Origin of the sequence: Frankia sp. KB5 (assembly GCF_002099325.1) — a bacterium.
GTDB classification, from domain to species: Bacteria; Actinomycetota; Actinomycetes; order Frankiales; family Frankiaceae; genus Frankia; species Frankia casuarinae.
On sequence record NZ_MRUJ01000107.1, the window covers coordinates 26,933 to 44,081 of the forward strand.

The 17,149-nt window shown below is 70.6% G+C and carries 14 protein-coding genes; 8 read left to right on the forward strand and 6 right to left on the reverse strand.

The window, feature by feature from the left end:
* Positions 1-8 precede the first annotated feature (8 nt).
* The 4 genes from KBI5_RS12040 (at position 9) to KBI5_RS12055 (ending at position 3,594) form a co-directional block, all read left to right on the forward strand.
* Positions 9-743 (forward strand): amino acid ABC transporter ATP-binding protein, encoded by a 735-nt coding sequence (locus tag KBI5_RS12040; protein WP_085015272.1) that lies wholly within the window; start codon positions 9-11, stop codon positions 741-743.
* Positions 744-935: 192 nt separating this feature from the next.
* Entirely contained in the window at positions 936-1,892 is a 957-nt protein-coding gene (locus tag KBI5_RS12045) for a glutamate ABC transporter substrate-binding protein (RefSeq protein WP_082456635.1), read from the forward strand.
* 176 nt (positions 1,893-2,068) lie between these two features.
* Entirely contained in the window at positions 2,069-2,716 is a 648-nt protein-coding gene (locus KBI5_RS12050) for an amino acid ABC transporter permease (RefSeq protein ID WP_049760978.1), read from the forward strand.
* Entirely contained in the window at positions 2,713-3,594 is an 882-nt protein-coding gene (locus KBI5_RS12055; RefSeq protein ID WP_011437900.1) for an amino acid ABC transporter permease, read from the forward strand. Before KBI5_RS12050 ends, KBI5_RS12055 begins: the two co-directional genes overlap by 4 nt.
* Here KBI5_RS12055 and rny read toward each other — a convergent pair.
* From rny to KBI5_RS12075, 4 genes are all read right to left on the reverse strand, one after another.
* Positions 3,540-5,480, reverse strand: coding sequence for a ribonuclease Y (gene rny, locus KBI5_RS12060; protein ID WP_011437901.1), 1,941 nt, complete (start codon positions 5,478-5,480; stop codon positions 3,540-3,542). The two genes, KBI5_RS12055 and rny, sit on opposite strands and share 55 nt — an antisense overlap.
* 343 nt (positions 5,481-5,823) lie before the next feature.
* Entirely contained in the window at positions 5,824-6,432 is a 609-nt protein-coding gene (gene recX, locus KBI5_RS12065; RefSeq protein WP_085015273.1) for a recombination regulator RecX, read from the reverse strand.
* A 3-nt stretch (positions 6,433-6,435) separates the two neighbouring features.
* Positions 6,436-7,473, reverse strand: coding sequence for a recombinase RecA (gene recA, locus KBI5_RS12070; protein WP_085015274.1), 1,038 nt, complete (start codon positions 7,471-7,473; stop codon positions 6,436-6,438).
* Positions 7,474-7,639: 166 nt separating this feature from the next.
* Positions 7,640-7,834, reverse strand: a complete 195-nt coding sequence (locus tag KBI5_RS12075; RefSeq protein ID WP_011437904.1) for a DUF3046 domain-containing protein — start codon at positions 7,832-7,834, stop codon at positions 7,640-7,642.
* Positions 7,835-8,021: 187 nt separating this feature from the next.
* On the opposite strand from KBI5_RS12075, the gene KBI5_RS12080 reads away from it, so the two are divergent.
* The gene (locus KBI5_RS12080; RefSeq protein ID WP_085015277.1) at positions 8,022-12,725 is read left to right on the forward strand and encodes an ATP-dependent helicase; all 4,704 of its coding nucleotides are present in this window, start codon (positions 8,022-8,024) and stop codon (positions 12,723-12,725) included.
* On the opposite strand, the gene KBI5_RS12085 is transcribed toward KBI5_RS12080, so the two are convergent.
* Positions 12,703-13,200, reverse strand: coding sequence for a sigma-70 family RNA polymerase sigma factor (locus KBI5_RS12085; RefSeq protein WP_241882835.1), 498 nt, complete (start codon positions 13,198-13,200; stop codon positions 12,703-12,705). The genes KBI5_RS12080 and KBI5_RS12085 overlap by 23 nt on opposite strands.
* A gap of 661 nt (positions 13,201-13,861) precedes the next feature.
* Between KBI5_RS12085 and KBI5_RS12090 the strand changes: the two genes are divergently transcribed.
* Positions 13,862-14,965: a lantibiotic dehydratase gene (locus KBI5_RS12090; protein ID WP_157902487.1), complete on the forward strand. Its 1,104-nt coding sequence runs from the start codon at positions 13,862-13,864 to the stop codon at positions 14,963-14,965.
* 316 nt (positions 14,966-15,281) lie between these two features.
* Here the strand turns inward: KBI5_RS12090 and KBI5_RS28390 are convergent, their stop codons facing one another.
* The gene (locus KBI5_RS28390; RefSeq protein WP_277870097.1) at positions 15,282-15,407 is read right to left on the reverse strand and encodes a hypothetical protein; all 126 of its coding nucleotides are present in this window, start codon (positions 15,405-15,407) and stop codon (positions 15,282-15,284) included.
* Positions 15,408-15,455: 48 nt separating this feature from the next.
* Between KBI5_RS28390 and KBI5_RS12100 the strand changes: the two genes are divergently transcribed.
* Complete coding sequence (locus KBI5_RS12100; RefSeq protein WP_347272496.1) at positions 15,456-15,791, forward strand: lantibiotic dehydratase C-terminal domain-containing protein; 336 nt, start codon at positions 15,456-15,458, stop codon at positions 15,789-15,791.
* Positions 15,788-17,071 carry a lanthionine synthetase LanC family protein gene (locus KBI5_RS12105; protein WP_011437908.1) on the forward strand — a complete coding sequence of 428 codons (1,284 nt, stop codon included), beginning with the start codon at positions 15,788-15,790 and terminating at the stop codon, positions 17,069-17,071. The genes KBI5_RS12100 and KBI5_RS12105 overlap by 4 nt, the downstream gene beginning before the upstream one ends.
* The last annotated feature ends 78 nt before the right edge of the window (positions 17,072-17,149 follow it).

A 17,149-nucleotide genomic window follows, 5' to 3' on the forward strand; every position in this document is an offset into this window, starting at 1 on the left:
AGGTCGACATGCCTTTGGTGACTCTGGAAGGCGTCGGGAAGTCGTTCGGCGACAACCGGGTCCTGGCCGACGTCGACCTGTCCGTCGAGGCGGGCGAGGTCGTCATCATCATCGGGCCCTCGGGGTCGGGGAAGTCGACCCTGTGCCGCTGCGTCAACCGGTTGGAAACGATCGACGAGGGCCGGATCCTCTTCGAGGGCCGTCCCCTGCCCACGGAGAGCCGTGAGCTCGCCCGGATGCGATCACGGGTTGGAATGGTGTTCCAATCGTTCAACCTCTTCGCGCACAAGACGGTGCTCGAGAACGTCACCCTGGGACCGGTCAAGGTCCTGGGGCACAACCGCTTGCAGGCCCGCGCCCGGGCCCAGGAACTACTGGAACGCGTGGGGATCGCCGACAAGGCGGACCGGTTGCCCCGCCAGCTCTCCGGCGGCCAGCAGCAGCGCGCCGCCATCRCCAGGGCGCTGGCGATGGATCCCGTGCTCATGCTCTTCGACGAACCGACCTCGGCGCTCGACCCAGAGATGATCTCCGAGGTGCTGGACGTGATGAGGTCGCTGGCCACCAGCGGCATGACCATGATCGTCGTCACCCACGAAATGGGATTCGCGCGCTCCGCCGCGGACCGGGTGGCCTTCATGGCGGACGGTCGCATCCTCGAGATCGCCCCGCCGGAGAGTTTCTTCGCCGCGCCGCGGACCGAGCGCGCCCGGGACTTCCTGGCCCRGGTCCTGCAGCACTGAACCTCCACCGACCCGACCCGGTCACGCCCACCGCCCACCGCGCCGCCGGCACCCGGAGGCACACCAGCAGGCACGCACCACCAGCAGGCACGCACCACCAGAGGGACGCAGTTCCTCAGGGGGACACACACCACCCGACGCCAGATCACCTGCTCCGGACCCGCGGTCCGGAGCACTGCGAGAGGATCGGTCATGCGTACACCGTTCAGCCGGACGCGACGCCCCGCCGCCGGGCATCCCAACGGGAGCTCCGGCGGGATGTCACGCGAACGCCGCCGCAGGCGCGGCGGCGCGCTCCTCGCCGGCGCGACGCTGCTCGCCGCCCTCGGACTGAGTGCCTGTGGGAGCAGCGGCGATGACACCTCGACACCCACCCCCTCGGTGACCTTCACCGCCGGCACCACCATGGCCCGGCTGCACGACGCCGGAAAGATCATCATCGGGACGAAGTTCGACCAGAACCTGTTCGGGCTGAAGAACCTCAGCGGCCAGCCCGAGGGCTTCGACGTCGAGATCTCGAAGATCGTCACGGATGCCCTGGGCATCCCGCGCGACAAGGTCTCCTACGTGGAGACAGTGTCGGCCAACCGTGAACCCTTCATCCAGCAGGGCCGGGTCGACCTCGTGGTGGCCACCTACACAATCAACGACAAACGAAAGAAGGTCGTCGACTTCGCGGGGCCGTACTACGTCTCCGGCCAGTCCATCATGGTCTCGAAGAACAACACCGACATCACCGGCAAGGACACCCTTGCCGGCAAGAAGGTGTGCTCGGTCAGCGGATCCACGCCGGCCGAGAACATCCGCCGGGTGGCGCCCACCGCCCAGCTCGTGCTGTTCGATGTGTACAGCAAGTGCGCCGACGCGTTGAAGAACGGTCAGGTCGACGCGGTCACCACGGACAAGGGCATCCTGCTGGGTCTCGTCGACAAGGACCCTGACGCCTTCAAGGTGGTGGGTGGCACCTTCACGAAGGAGCCCTACGGCATCGGCCTCAAGAAGGGTGACGACGCGTTCCGGAACTTCATCAACGACACGCTCGAGGCCGCTTACAAGGACGGGCGCTGGGAGAAGGCGTACACCTCGACCCTCGGCAAGGTGGAGCCGACCGTGCCCACTCCCCCGGCCGTCGACCGGTACACGTCCTGATCCGCTCCGCGGGTCGAGGGCCGTTGAGCGGCGGCCGTTGACCGGTAGCAGGTGATCGATATCAGGTGACCGGCACCGGCTGAACGGCATCCGCCGATCATCGCTCGGGGCACGACCGGTCGGCCTCACCCGCGCCGACCGGTCGTCCACCCGCCACCGCATGAGGGAGGACAGCGATCGACGCCGTCATCGACAACCTCGACATCTTCGCCGAGGGCTTCCGCCGGACGGTCGGGCTAAGCCTGTTCGCGTCCGTGGCTGCGCTGATCCTCGGTACCGTCCTCGCGGCGATGCGGGTCTCCCCCGTGCCCCCGCTGCGCTGGACCGGCACCGCCTACGTGCAGACGGTCCGCAACACCCCGCTGACCGTCGTGTTCTTCTTCGTGGTGTTCGTCCTGCCACAGCTGGACATCGTCTTCTCGTATTTCACGTTCGCGGTGGTCGCGCTCTCGATCTATCACGCCGCGCTGGTCTGCGAGGCGGTGCGTTCCGGGATCAATGGGGTCGACCTCGGTCAGGCCGAAGCGGCTCGTGCGCTGGGCCTGACCTTCTCCCAGACACTACGAATGATCATTCTTCCGCAGGCGTTCCGCAACGTGCTGCAACCGCTGGGCAGCGTGGTGAGCGCACTGATCCGCAACACCTCGATCGCCGCGGCGTTCGGCGTCCAAGAGCTGACCGGCATGGTCCAACGGCTCACGACCGCCAATCCGGACGCGGTGATCGCCGTGCTGCTCGGCGGCGTGGTGGCATACTTGATCCTCACCGTGGTGCTGGCAGCCGGGCTGTCCCTGGCCGAACGACGGGTGGCGAGGGCGCAATGAGCACCGAGATCATCCTGGCCGATCCACCGGGTCCGCGTGGTCGGCGTCGCATCCTGATCGCGAGCGTGGTGGCCGCCGCTGTCCTCGTCGGGCTGGTCACGCTGGCGGTGCTCCGCCTCGCCGACTCTGGCCAGCTCGACGGCAAGCGCTGGAGTGTCTTCGTCGATCAGCCGGCGCTACGCACCCTGCTGTGGAACGGGCTGCTCGACACGCTGCGCGCCGCGCTGACCGCGATGCTGTTCGCCTCGGCGGTGGGGACCCTGCTTGCCCTGGCCCGGCTGTCCCGGCGCCGGGCGGTACGCATCCCGGCCACGCTGCTGGTGGAGCTGTTCCGCAGCCTGCCCGTCCTGATGCTCATCCTGTTCGCCTACCTCGGTCTGCCGGCGCTCGGCTGGCGGCTCTCGGCGTTCTGGGCCCTGGTCATCGGGCTGACCGCCTACAACGGGGCGGTGCTCAGCGAGATCTTCCGCGCCGGGATCCAGTCGGTCGACCGGGGGCAGACGGAGGCCGCGGCGGCGGTCGGGCTGCGGCCGGTCCAGATCTTCCGCCTCATCCAGTTTCCCCAGGCGATCCGGCGGATGAGCCCGACGCTGGTGAGCCAGCTGGTGACGTTGCTCAAGGACACCTCGCTGGGCTACGTCATCGCCTACAGCGAGCTGCTGCGGTCGGGGCGCGGGGCGGTCGAGTATCTGGGCAGCAGGTACGCCCTGCCCATTTACACCGTCATGGCGGTGATGTACATCGTCACCAACGGGTTGCTGTCGCTGCTGGCCCGATGGCTGGACCGCAGCCAGGACCGCCGCCTCGGCGGCCGCGTTCCGGCTCAGCGGGCGGTGCCCACCGCACGGGTCTCGCGCACGACGGTCACCCGGATCTGACCCGGATAGGTGAGCTCCTCCTCGATCTGCCTGGCGACGTCCCGGGCGAGCAGATGGGCGGCGAGATCGTCGATCTCCTCGGGCACGACCATGACACGCACCTCCCGGCCGGCCTGCATGGCGAACACCTTGTCGACACCCGGACGGTCACCGGCGATCTGCTCGATGCGCTCGAGCCGTTTCACATACGACTCCAGGCTGTCGCGGCGGGCGCCAGGCCGGCCACCGGAGATCTGGTCGGCGGCCTGGGTCAGCACCGCGCAGATCGAGCGGGGTGCGACCTCGTTGTGATGGGCCTCGATCGCGTGCACGACCTGCTCGTCCTCACCGTAGCGACGGGCCACATCCGCCCCGATCAACGCGTGAGAGCCCTCGATCTCGTGGGTGAGCGCCTTGCCGAGGTCGTGCAGCAGAGCCGCTCGTTTCGCGAGTGGAAGCGGCATGCGCAGCTCGGCGGCCATGATTCCGGCGAGGTGGGCGCTTTCGATCAGGTGCGCGAGCACGTTCTGGCCGTAGCTGGTTCGGTAACGCAACTGGCCCAGCAGGTTAACCAGCTCGGGGTGCATCTCGGAGATGCCGGTCTCAAGCAGGGCGTCCTCGCCCGCCCGCACGCACCGCTCGGCCACCTCGAGCTGGGCGCGGGCGTACTCCTCCTCGATGCGGTGCGGATGGATCCGGCCGTCGGACACCAGAGCCGCCAGCGTGATGCGACCGACCTCGCGACGCACCGGATCGAAGCAGCTCAGCAGCACCGCCTCGGGCGTGTCGTCGATGAGCACGTTGACCCCGGTGACGGACTCGAAAGCCCGAATGTTGCGCCCCTCCCGCCCGATGATCCTGCCCTTCATCTCATCGCCGGGAAGATGCAGGACCGTCACGACGGACTCGGTGGTCTGGTCGGACGCGACCCGTTGGATGGCGGTGGTCACGATCCTGCGGGCGCGTTCCTCACCCTCCTCCTCGGCCCGGGCCTCGATCTCGCGGACCGTCAGCGCCGCCTCCCGCCGGGCCTCCTGCTCGATGACGGCGATCAGCTCTCCCCTGGCCTGCCCGGCGGTGAGCCCGGCCACCTGCTCCAGCGCGGCATGACGGGCACGTTCGAGGTCGGCCACCTCGGCCGTCCGACGGGTCAGGTCGTTCTCCCGGTCGAGCAGGTCGCGGTCGCGGTCCGCCAGCCGGCGACCATGATCGTCGAGGCTGGCCATCCGGTCCTCGACGCGCTGTTCCCGGGCGGCTATCGCAACCTCCCGGCTCTGCAGTTCCGTCCGCCAGGCCTGCTGCTCACCGTCGAACGCCGCCCGAGTCGCGGCGATCTCGGTCCGGGCGGCCTCCTGCTCGGCGCGGACGGACTCTCTCGCCGCGGCCTGGACTCGCGAGGTTTCGACCGCCGCCTCGGCGAGCATCCGCTCGCGCAGTAGGGCGACATCCTCCTCGCCGCGCCGCCGGATCTCGGCGGCATCCCGCTCAGCCCGCGCCAACCGTTCCGCCGCCTCCCGTTCGGCTCGGGCCACAATCTGCGCCGCCTCCTCCGCGCTACCACCATGAGCCGCGCGGAGGCCGCCGTCGGAGCGACCGGCGGTCACGGCCGAATCCCCGGTCCGCGCGGCGGTGCCGTCCCGATCGGCGGGTGAGTCGGCGTCCGTCGTGGCCGGAGCACCGGAACCCTCCCAGGGGGCGGGCAGGACCCGGACCGTCGGCTCCTCGTCAAAGTCCGCCGGACCCGTCACGTCCCCGACGCCCCGGGCGGCCGGGGTTCGGGGCACCACCGGAGCGGGGTCGGGTACCTTGTCGACCCGGGTCGCCCGGACCAACCGCGCCACGGCGAGGATCAGAACGCTCAGGACAACAAGTACGAGTGACAACAGGACGACGAGGACGCCCTCCATCGCTGCTCCCTCCGCTTCCGTCGGACCCGCACAGGCGGGCTGGAGCGGCGAAGGACCCTCGTCTCGGCACGATCACAGCCGTAGAGGGGCAGCACGCGGATTACGCCATTGCGATATKGAGCCCGGACGGCCTCCCGAACCGGCCAATCCAACGTCGACCGGCCGGCGGGCATACCGCCTTCGAGCACCCACGCGCAGCGGCTGCCTCCGTGTGAGTTGGACGAGCTATCAAGACCGCGTCGCCGCGGGAGTCCTGTCACCTTTCAAGAAAGACTAGGTCTCGCACAATCCCTGGTCAAGAAATAAGGGCACATTGACGGCCCAGGCTCAATCTCCCCACCACTCACACCGAGCCGTCGTCTTCGTCGCCATCGACCACCCAGCCCATCCGACCTCCGCCGTCGGGCCCCTGAGCGACCTGCTCGCTCACGACCCGGACCGCCAGTTCGACCGGATAGCCCTTTCGGGTCAGCATGGCGAGGAGCCTTCGGGTACGAACCTGCTCGGGCAGGCGGTCCATCGACCGCAGCCGACGAAGGACGAGCTCGCGGGCGCTCTCCTCCTCGTCGTCCGCTCCGACCAGCGCCATGGCGGCCTCGACGGTGTCCGGATCCACTCCCCGCTTACGCAGCTCTGTGGCCAGGGCCTGCCTACCCAGCCCACGACGGGCCCGAGCGGAGGAGACGAAGGCGGCAGCGAAGGCCTCGTCGTCGATTAGACCGACGGCGGCCAACCGGTCGAGGACCACAGCGGCGATCTCATCGGTGACCCCCCGTCGCCGCATGGTCGCCGCAAGCTCCGCTCGGCTCCTCGCTCTGGTCGCCAGCTGATGCAGACAGATCTCCCGCGCGACCGAGATCGGATCCTTCGGCCGCGGCCCCCCGTCCACCACGACCACCGTCCGGGCGAATGACGGACCGGCCGCGGYATTCCCCGGATCTGCTCCTGCCATCGGCTACAGATCGACCGGAACGGGCGCCACGGCATCGGATTCGAGACTGGGCAGGATGCCGAGCTTCTCCTTGATCTTCTTTTCGATCTCGTTCRCCAGATCGGGGTTGTCCCGCAGAAAAGACCGGGCGTTCTCCTTGCCCTGGCCGAGCTGATCGCCGTCGTAGGTGTACCAGGCACCGGACTTACGAATAATGCCGTGCTCGACACCCATGTCGATCAGGGAACCCTCCCGACTGATACCGCCTCCGTAGACGATGTCGAATTCGGCGGTCCGAAACGGCGGCGCCACCTTGTTCTTCACCACCTTGACGCGGGTCCGGTTACCCACGGCCTCCGTGCCGTCCTTGAGAGTTTCGATACGACGGACATCGAGGCGCACCGACGCATAGAACTTCAGTGCCTTACCACCGGTCGTGGTCTCCGGGGAGCCGAACATCACCCCGATCTTCTCGCGCAACTGGTTGATGAAGATCGCGGTCGTACCGGAGTTCGCCAGCGCCGCGGTCATCTTGCGCAGGGCCTGGGACATCAGGCGGGCCTGGAGGCCGACGTGACTGTCCCCCATCTCGCCCTCGATCTCGGCCCTCGGGACCAGCGCGGCCACCGAGTCGATGACGATGATGTCCAGCKCGCCAGACCGGACGAGCATGTCCGCGATCTCCAACGCCTGCTCGCCGGTATCAGGCTGGGAGACCAGCAGACCGTCGGTGTCGACGCCGAGCTTTCCCGCGTACTCGGGGTCGAGCGCGTGCTCGGCGTCGATGAACGCCGCGATACCACCAGCCGCCTGCGCGTTCGCCACCGCGTGCAGGGCGACGGTCGTCTTCCCGRACGACTCCGGGCCGTAGATCTCAATGATGCGCCCCCGCGGCAGCCCGCCGATGCCGAGCGCGACATCCAGAGCAATCGAACCGGTGGGGATGGCCTGGACCGGCGGCCTGGTGTCGTCCCCCAACCGCATGACCGATCCCTTGCCGAACTGCTTGTCGATCTGCGCCAAGGCGTTATCCAACGCCTTCTCACGGTCGAGTCCTGCCATTGGAGTTACTCCATGCTGAGGTCGTCGAGTCTTGGCCACGAGGATGACGTTAGGCCGTGGGTCCGACAGTTTCGAGAGTCGAGGATGATCTGTGGACAAGTAGCCGCACGAGGACGACTCTAGACGAACATGCGTTCGACGACCCGACGACACGCCGGACGGTGGCTCAGCGCTCCCGCGCCGGCACATCGAACTCCTCGCACACGGCCCGCCAGACGGTCTTGGCATCGTCACCACGGGCCAGGGCCACCTCGACCGTCGCGCCACCGAGACCGGGCAGCACATGATCACGCGCAAACGACTCCGCGTACGCGGAACCGAACCGTGTGTTCATCTTCGCCCAGAACTCGGTCAACCGCACTTCGCCAGTGTGCACCGTCCGGACGGGACGGGACCACCCAAGGGGGTCCTGGTCGGGGATCCCCACCGGGGGTCCCCACCGGCGGAACCGCGGCCACGGGAAGCACGACCGCGGGAAGCACGACCGCGGGAAGCACGACCGCGGGAAGCACGACCGGGTCGAGGCCGGGCCCCACGGCGGGCCCGTCATGAACCACACCGGCGGAAGGTTGTCGGTCCCTCGACGCAGACTGGTCAACGTGCCCAGCTTCGCTTCCCCCGATCCGCCGGATCCGCTCACGGCGTTCTCCGCCCCGACCCGGAGCTGGTTCGGCGCGGCCTTCACCGCCGCGACCCCCGCCCAGCGGGGCGCGTGGGAGGCGATTCGCACCGGCGGCAACGCGCTGGTCGTCGCACCCACGGGTTCGGGGAAGACACTGGCCGCCTTCCTGTGGTCGCTGGACACCCTGGCCCGCTCGGCGCCGCCGGCCGAGCCCACCCGGCGCTGCCGGGTGCTGTACGTCAGYCCACTCAAGGCGCTGGCCGTCGACGTCGAACGGAACCTGCGGGCACCGCTCGCGGGGATACGCTCCGCCGCGCAACGGCTCGGTCTGCCCCAGCCGGACGTGACCGTGGGTCTGCGGTCGGGCGACACCCCCGCCGCCGAACGACGCGGTTTCGGCACCCGGCCCCCCGACGTCCTGATCACCACCCCGGAGTCGCTCTTCCTCATCCTCACCAGTGCCGCGCGGGAGTCGCTGCGCGGCGTCCGGACAGTGATCGTCGACGAGGTCCACGCGGTGGCGGGCACCAAGCGCGGCGCCCACCTCGCGCTGAGCCTGGAGCGTCTGGACGCCCTGCTGGACACCCCGGCCCAGCGGATCGGCCTGTCCGCCACGGTGCGGCCGGTCGAGGAGGCCGCCCGATTCCTGGGCGGAACGGCCCCGGTGGCGGTAGTCCGCCCGCCCGCGGCCAAGACCCTCCAGATCGACGTCGTGGTGCCGGTCGAGGACATGACCCAGCTCGGCGGACAGCTCCTCGACGGGTCCCCGGACGGCTCGGCGGCCTCCGCCCCGCACCGAGCGTCGATCTGGCCGGCGGTCGAGCAGCGTGTCCTCGACCTCGTGTTGGCTCATTCCGCCAGCATCGTCTTCGCCAACTCGCGCCGGCTCGCGGAGCGACTCTGCGCCCGGCTGAACGAGCTGTACGCCGAGCGGCTCGCCGCGGCCACCGCCGCGGACGAATCCGTGGCCGGGGACGGGCCGGGGGAAGCCGGCCGGACGTCCCCCGCGGCGCTGATGGGCGCCTCGGGCCAAGGCGGCGGCACGGCGGGCTGGCCGGAGATCGCGCGGGCCCACCACGGCAGCGTGAGCCGCGAGCAACGGGCCGGAATCGAGGAGGATCTCAAGGCTGGCCGGCTGCCCGCGGTCGTCGCGACCTCCAGCCTGGAACTCGGCATCGACATGAGAGCCGTCGACCTGGTCGTGCAGATCGGGTCCCCGCCGAGCGTCGCCGCCGGGATGCAGCGCACCGGCCGCGCGGGCCACCAGGTCGGCGCCGCCAGTCGCGGCGTCATCATCCCGAAGCATCGCAGCGACCTGCTCGAATGTGCCGTGGTCGCCGAGCGGATGCGCTCGGGGGCGATCGAGCGGCTGCGGTACCCGCGCAACCCCCTCGACGTGCTGGCGCAGCAGATCGTGGCAATGACGGCGATGGAGGACTGGCACGTTGACGAGCTCGGCGCGCTGGTCCGGCGCACCGCGACGTTCGCGACGCTGCCGACCTCCGCCTTTGAGGCGGTCCTGGACATGCTCGCCGGCCGCTACCCCTCCGACACGTTCGCCGAGCTGCGCCCCCGCATCACCTGGGACCGCGTCACCGGGATCCTCACCGCCCGCCCGGGCGCCCAGCGGCTCGCCGTGACCAGCGGAGGCACCATTCCCGACCGGGGCATGTTCGGCGTCTTCCTCGTCGGGGAGCGCTCCAGCCGGGTCGGGGAACTCGACGAGGAGATGGTCTACGAGTCGCGGGTCGGCGACGTGGTGCTCCTCGGCTCATCCAGCTGGCGCATCGAGGAGATCACCGCCGACCGGGTCCTGGTGACGCCGGCTCCGGGACGGCCCGGCCGGCTCCCCTTCTGGCATGGCGACGCCCCAGGCCGACCCGCCGAACTCGGCCGCGCGCTCGGCGCGTTCCTGCGCGAGATCACCAGGTTGCCGGCGCAGGCGGCGGCCGACCGCGTCCGGGCCGCCGGCCTCGACGACCGGGCCACCGCCAACCTGCTGCGCTACCTCGACGAGCAGAAGGCTGCCGTCGGCCGTCTCCACGACGATCGGACGATCGTCGTGGAGCGTTTCCGGGACGAGATCGGCGACTGGCGCCTGGCGGTGCACTCCCCGTTCGGTGCTCCGGTGAACGCGCCCTGGGCGCTCGCCCTGGGCGCCCGGCTGCGCGAGCGGTACGGGGTCGACGTCCAGATCATGCACACCGACGACGGCATCGTCGCCCGGATCCCGGATGCCGCCGAGCCGCCCGGCGCCGATCTCGCGCTGTTCGAGCCGGACGAGATCGACGCGATCGTACGGGCGGAGATCGGGAGCAGCGCCCTGTTCGCCAGCCGGTTCCGCGAGTGCGCCGGGCGGGCCCTGCTGCTGCCCCGCCGGACCCCGGGGCGGCGGACCCCGCTGTGGCAGCAGCGCCAGCGCAGCGCAGCGCTGCTGTCCGTCGCCGCGACGTTCGCCAGCTTCCCCGTCGTGCTGGAGACCATGCGAGAGTGCCTGCAGGACGTGTTCGACGTTCCGGCGCTCGCGGAGCTGATGCGCGAGGTGTCGGCCCGCACGCTGCGGGTGGTGGAGGTGGAGACGCCGTCCCCGTCTCCGTTCGCCTCCGCCCTGCTGTTCGGCTACGTCGCCGCCTTCATGTACGACGGGGACGTACCGTTGGCCGAACGCCGGGCGCAGGTGCTGTCGCTGGACAGCTCCCTGCTGGCCGAGCTCCTCGGCGAGGCGGACCTGCGGGAGCTGATCGATCCAGCGGCGCTCGCGCAGGTCGCCGCCCAGCTCACGCGGCTCGCCCCGGACCGCCACGCCCGCGATGTCGAGGGAGTGGCCGACCTGCTGCGAATGCTCGGTGACCTCACGACCGAGGAGGCGGTCGCCCGGGGTGCCACCCCGGGCTGGCTCGCCGAGCTCGAACAGACCCGCCGGGCCCTGCGGGTCCGTATCGCCGGCGAGGAGCGGTGGGTCGCGATCGAGGACGCCGGCCGGCTGCGCGACGCCCTGGGCGTACCGCTGCCGGTGGGAGTTCCCGACGCCTTCACCGAACCGGTGCGTGACCCTCTCGGCGACCTGATCTCCCGCTATGCCCGTACCCACGGACCGTTCGACACCGAGGAACCGGCCGCCCGGCTGGGGCTGGGCACGGCGGTGGTCGCCGGTGTCCTGGACGGGCTGGTCCGCAGCGGCCGCCTCGTCCGCGGTGAGCTGCATCCCGACCGCGGCGGTGAGCAGTGGTGCGACGCGGGCGTGCTGCGGGCGCTGCGACGACGCAGCCTGGCCGCCCTGCGCAAGGAGGTCGAGGCGGTGCCGCCCCGGACCCTCGGTGCCTTCCTGCCGGCCTGGCAGTCGGTCACCAGCGGACGTGGCCGGGGGGTGGACGGTGTGCTGCGCGCCGTCGAGCAGCTGCAGGGCGCGCTGATCCCGGCGAGCGCATGGGAACAGCTCGTCCTCCCGGCCCGCGTCGCCGACTACTCACCGACGATGCTCGACGAGCTGTGCTCCGCCGGCGAGGTGCACTGGGCTGGCGCCGGCGGGCTGCCCGGGGACGACGGCTGGTTGACCCTGGTCCTCGCCGACACCGCGCCCCTGCTGCTGCCTCCGCCCGACCCGGAGATCGCCTCGGGTCCGCTGCACACCGCGATTCTCGACGCGCTCACCGGCGGGGCGGCCCTGTTCTTCCGGGCGCTGTCCGACCGGATGGGCTCGCTCGACGACACGGCGCTCGCTACCGCGCTCTGGGATCTCGTCTGGGCGGGGCGGGTAACCAACGACACCCTCGCCCCGCTGCGTGCCCTGCTGGGTTCCGCCGGCCGTCCGTACCGTGCCCCCCGTCCCCGGGCGGCACGGTACGGACGGCCGGCGATGCCGCGGCGGGCCGGCCCCCCGACGGCCGCCGGCCGCTGGTCGCTGCTGCCCGAGCGGGACACCGACCCGACCCGGCGCGCCCACGCGCTGGCCGAGGCGCTGCTCGAGCGCCACGGCATCGTCACCCGCGGCGCGGTGACCGGCGAGCGGCACCCGGGCGGGTTCGCCGGGGTCTACCGGGTCCTCAGCGCCTTCGAGGACGCCGGCCGCGCCCGCCGGGGCTACTTCGTCGAGTCCCTGGGCGCGGCCCAGTTCGCCGTCCCGGGAGCGGTCGATCGGCTGCGCTCCATCGCCGCGGCACAGCGGGACGCCGAGGCGGCCCCGGCCTGGGCGCAGCCGGCGGCCGGCCCACCGAGCTCATCGTCCGCGCAGGCCGTCGTCCTGGCCGCGGCCGATCCGGCCAACCCGTTCGGTGCCGCGCTGCCCTGGCCGACCCGACCGGGGGATGACGCGGACGGCGCCGCCGGCCACCGGCCGGGGCGCAAGGCGGGCGCGATGGTCGTCATCATCGACGGGGAACTCATCCTCTACGTGGAACGCGGGGGCCGTTCCCTGCTGTCATGGACCGAGGACGACCATCGGATGGCCCCGGCGGTGGAGGCGTTGGCCCGCGCCGTGCGGGACGGCCTGCTCGGCAGGCTCACGGTGGAGAAGGCGGACGGCCAGACGATCGTCGGCAGCGCCCTGGGTGCCGCCCTGGAGCGCGCCGGTTTCCACCCGACCCCGCGGGGCCTGCGGCTGCGGAGCATCAGTTCCGAGAGAAGGAAATAAGACGGGCACGTCCGCGGGTGAACGCTCCCTCGGCCGCCTTGAGACTGATCTCCAGATCCGCGGCCGCCTCCCGGGTACTCTTCCCGGCCGCCCGAGCCATGATCACCTCACGCTCCCGGCCCTGCAGTCCCCCGGCCCGGGCCAGCAGCCAGCGGGCTTCCGCAYGGTCACAGACGGCGTCGTCCGGGGCCGGCTCCCACGGCTGCAGATAGCCGCGCACGACCGCCCGCTCCGCACGCTGACGAGCTCTATGGTGATCAACGCAGAGACGTAGCACCGTCGTCGTCAGAAACTGCCCGACCCGGCTCGCGTCGAGATCCCGAAATCCGGYGGCGCGGATGAATGCCTCGTGTACGCAGTCCTCCGCGTCGGCCTTGCTCGGCAACCGCCTACGGGCTATGTGGATGAGCCGATCACGGTGCGGGAGCATCAGCGACCAGCGCTGCTGGCTGTATGGCCGGTCCAGCTCGACCACGGGCGCAGCGGATACAAAATCAACCGAGGGCGTGTCCCCGGCAGGGCATGTCACGGTTTGCTCCACCTGTCATGCTCAGACCGCGCCACCCCCCAGCACGATCGCCTACCTTCCCGGAGCGCGCCAGCACCGAGAACCGCGATGTGCCTTGGTCAGTTGGACCCGCTGCTTGCCAGAACAGCGGACTAGGACAAGGCGGACATTACCATCCGCTCCCGGGTAGGCCAGCAGCGGCATATCCCGGTGGGCGACGTACCCGCCCGATCGATACGCACCGTGTTATCGCCTGGCCGTGACCCGAGCTTATCGAGAGCCGCATTGGCGCCATCAACCGGTCAGTACACCGCCAAAACGGGCGAGATAATGACGTTCTGCTTCGTAAGCTCTTATGGAGTCACTCGCCCTCGGTCACTGTGGGTACACGAAGGAACTGGGCGGAACGTCTCGACGACCTACCCGATGGCGCTACCCGGTCTGGTACACGACGCCTGATACACGACACGAGGTACGACAGCCCGTCCCCGCTGTCGGGTGTCATCGAAGATTTTAGTATGACATCCTATTTTCGGCCTAGATTTCAATAGGAAGCCAAAGGTTTTACTAGCTGACCCGGTTTGGTGACGGCACGGCGCGGTGCAGGCCCGGAGCGGGAGCCGTTCAGGTGCGACTGCGTGGGTATCCGGTGGGGTATCGCGGGAGCGTGCTGCCCACGCCGCCACCGGGGATCTCCGAGCGCGACGAGCGGCTGCTGGTGCTGACCTGGCAGGCGATGGCCGACGGCACCCGCGAGATCATCCTGACCGACGACGTGATCGGCGAGCTGACCGGCGAAACGTTTGACGACCGGTACATCCCGCCACACGTAGAGTTGTCCGCCCGCATCCACGCCGCCACCACCCAAGCACTGGATCGGGGCGACTTCCTGCTCACCGTCGCGCCCGCCCGCTCCGCCGGCACCCTCACCAGCCGGTTCACCCCGACGGCCACCGGGTCCGGCCTGGCGCGGGCGTACCGGGCACTGCCCGCCGCCACCGCCGGGGCGCTGCGGGTGCAGATGTCCTTCGGGCCGCTGTACCCGCACGCGGAGAACGTCTGCCGCGTCCCGGCCTACCTCGACCACGTGCTCCCGCTGGGCGAACACCGCCAGCCCGGCGACGACAGCCTGCTCACGATGGACGACCTGGCCATCACCGCGACCCGCGACCGGCTGCACCTGGTCAGCATCTCGCGTCGTCAAGTGGTTGAGCCGCAGGTGTTCCACGCGCTCGCACGGGACAAACAGCCCCCGCCGCTGGCCCGGTTCCTGGCACACCTGCCAGGGCGTTCTCCGCCGCCTGGTACCAGTTCGATTGGGGACCGCGCGTCCGGCTGCCGTTCCTGCCACGGGTGCGCTACCGGCGCACCGTCCTGTCCCCGGCCCAGGGGCGGCTTGCCCCCCGACGACCTCCCACCCGGCCAGGCCGGTCCCGGCCAGTGGAGGCAGGTACTCGACCGGTGGCGGCGCCGCTGGGACTGCGCTGGGACTGCCCTGACGTGGTCGAGCTCCGCGACGCGGACCGCACGCTGCGCCTCACCCTCAACGAGCCCGCCCACGCCACCCTCCTGCACGCCCACCTCAAACGGCACGGCCAGGCGATCCTGTACGCGGCCACCCCGGCGGCCGACTACGGGTGGATCGACGGCCACGCCCACGAAATCGCGCTGCCCCCGGTCACCATCTGCCCCGCTGCACCCGGCCCGCTGCACGGCCTCCTACCCGTCGTGACGAACACACACGGGCACCTGCCCGGCGCCCCGGACGCCACCTGGCTCTCGGCGAAGCTGTTCACCCATCCCGAACGGATCGGCGAGATCGTCGCCGAGGCGCTTCCCGGCCTGCTGGCCACGCTCGACACACCCGCGTGCTGGTGGCTGCGATACCGCAGCCGACAGGAGACAGACCACCTGCGCCTGCGGCTGCGCACTACCCCCGACTGTTATGCGCAGTACTCGAACGCGGTCGGGGAGTGGGCGCAGCGGATGCGCCAAGCAGGACTGGCCGGGCGGCTGGTGATCGACACCTACTCCCCGGAAGTCGGCCGCTACGGGCATGGCGAGGCACTGGACGCCGCGGAGAACGTCTTCGCCGCCGACTCCGCCACCATGGCCGCCCTGCTGCGGCACCAGCCCACCACCGAGGTCGACCTCGGGCTGGTGGTGGCGAACATGGTAGGCATCGTCAGCGGGTTCTTCGGCGATCCCAACGAGGCGATGGACTGGCCGCCCGGCCGGCCCCGGCTGCCGCTGCGGCCCTCGACCGGGCGGTGGCCGAGCGAGCGACCCAGCTCGCCACCGACCCGGCCGGGCTGTGGTCGCTGTCCGGCTGGACCATCGACATCGGGCCGGCGTGGGACAACCGCGCCGACGCGCTGGCCAGCTACCACAAGGCGCTGCCACCGGAGGCGAACACCGACGTGGTGCCGGAGTCGCTGCTGCACATGCACCACAACCGGGCCGTCGGCATCAACCGGGACAGCGAACGCACCTGCCGCCGCCTGGCCCGGCAAGCCGCGCTCACCTGGCGAGCCCGCCGTAGCAGTGGTGCCCGGTGACCTACACCGACCCGTACACGCCACCGCCCGAGCACCATCCCGCACCCGGCGGGGGTCAATCCCTGGCAGACGGGGCCGCCGGGCTGGCGCTGCTGCACATCGCCTATGCCCGCGCCGGGATCGGAGACTGGGCCACCGCCCACCAATGGGTCAAGGCCATGACCGCCGAACCCGTGGCCGCGGACACGGGCGCCGGCCTGTACCGGGGCGCCCCGGCGGTCGCATTCGTGCTGCGCACCGCCGGCCAGCCCGTCTACACCGGCGCACTGCACACCCTCGACGAGCACATCGCCGCGATCACTTGCACCCGCCTGGAGGCAGCGCACGAGCGGATCGACCGCGGCGAACTGCCCGCGCTGCGGGAGTTCGACCTRATCAACGGGCTGACCGGACTCGAATGGGTCAACGCCGCCGCCGACCAGCCGGGTCCGCAACGCCCGTCCTGGTGCTACGGCGCCCCCGGCCTGGCCCGCGCCCGCCACCTGACCGCCCAGGCACTGGACACCCCGAACAGGGTGGCCGACGCCAAGGCCACGCTCGTCGCGTGTCTCACCGACGAGGCTCAACTCGCCCAACTCGGCGACGACTCGCTGTGCCACGGCTGGGCCGGGCTGGTGCACGTCTCCCGCCGGATACTCGCCGACACCGAACCCGGCGGCGAATTCGCCGAGGTCCTGTCCCGGTTGGAACACCGCTGGCGTCACCGCCGCGCCCAGGCGGCCCGAAAACTATCGGAGGTGAGGGGGATGCTGGAAGGCGACGCCGGAATCGCGCTCACCGATCTGCCGCCGGGCACCGGATGGGACGCCTGCCTGCTCACCGTCCCGCCCACGGCCGGACCAACGCACTCGCCCGTATCCGCAAGTACACACACGAAGGAACCGGATGACCAACGCCACCAGCACCCGCCCCGAGGACCTGCGCGAGCAGATGATCAGCAACATCCGCACCGCTGGTCACCTGCGCTCCGAGCGCATCGAGCAGGCGTTTCGGGCCGTTCCCCGGCACCGGTTCGTTCCCGCGGCCTCGGTCGAGGAGGCGTACGCCAACAAGGCGATCACCATCAAGCCCGGCGCAGACCGGCCCGCCAGTTGCATCTCCGTGCCGACCGTGGTGGCGATGATGCTCGGTCAGCTCGAACTGACCACGCCCGCCGYGCCCTGGCCGAGACCAGCTACGACCGAGTGCGGGTGGTCACCGGCGACGGCGCCATCGGCGACGCGGACCACGCCCCCTACGACAAGATCATCGTTACGGAACTGCTGACCGGACTTTCCTGAGGTCGAACGGCGTGTCGTAGGGCAGGGTCGGACAGGTCGGAACAGTCTGCATCTCTCTGATCTTGGAGGGTGCTGGGT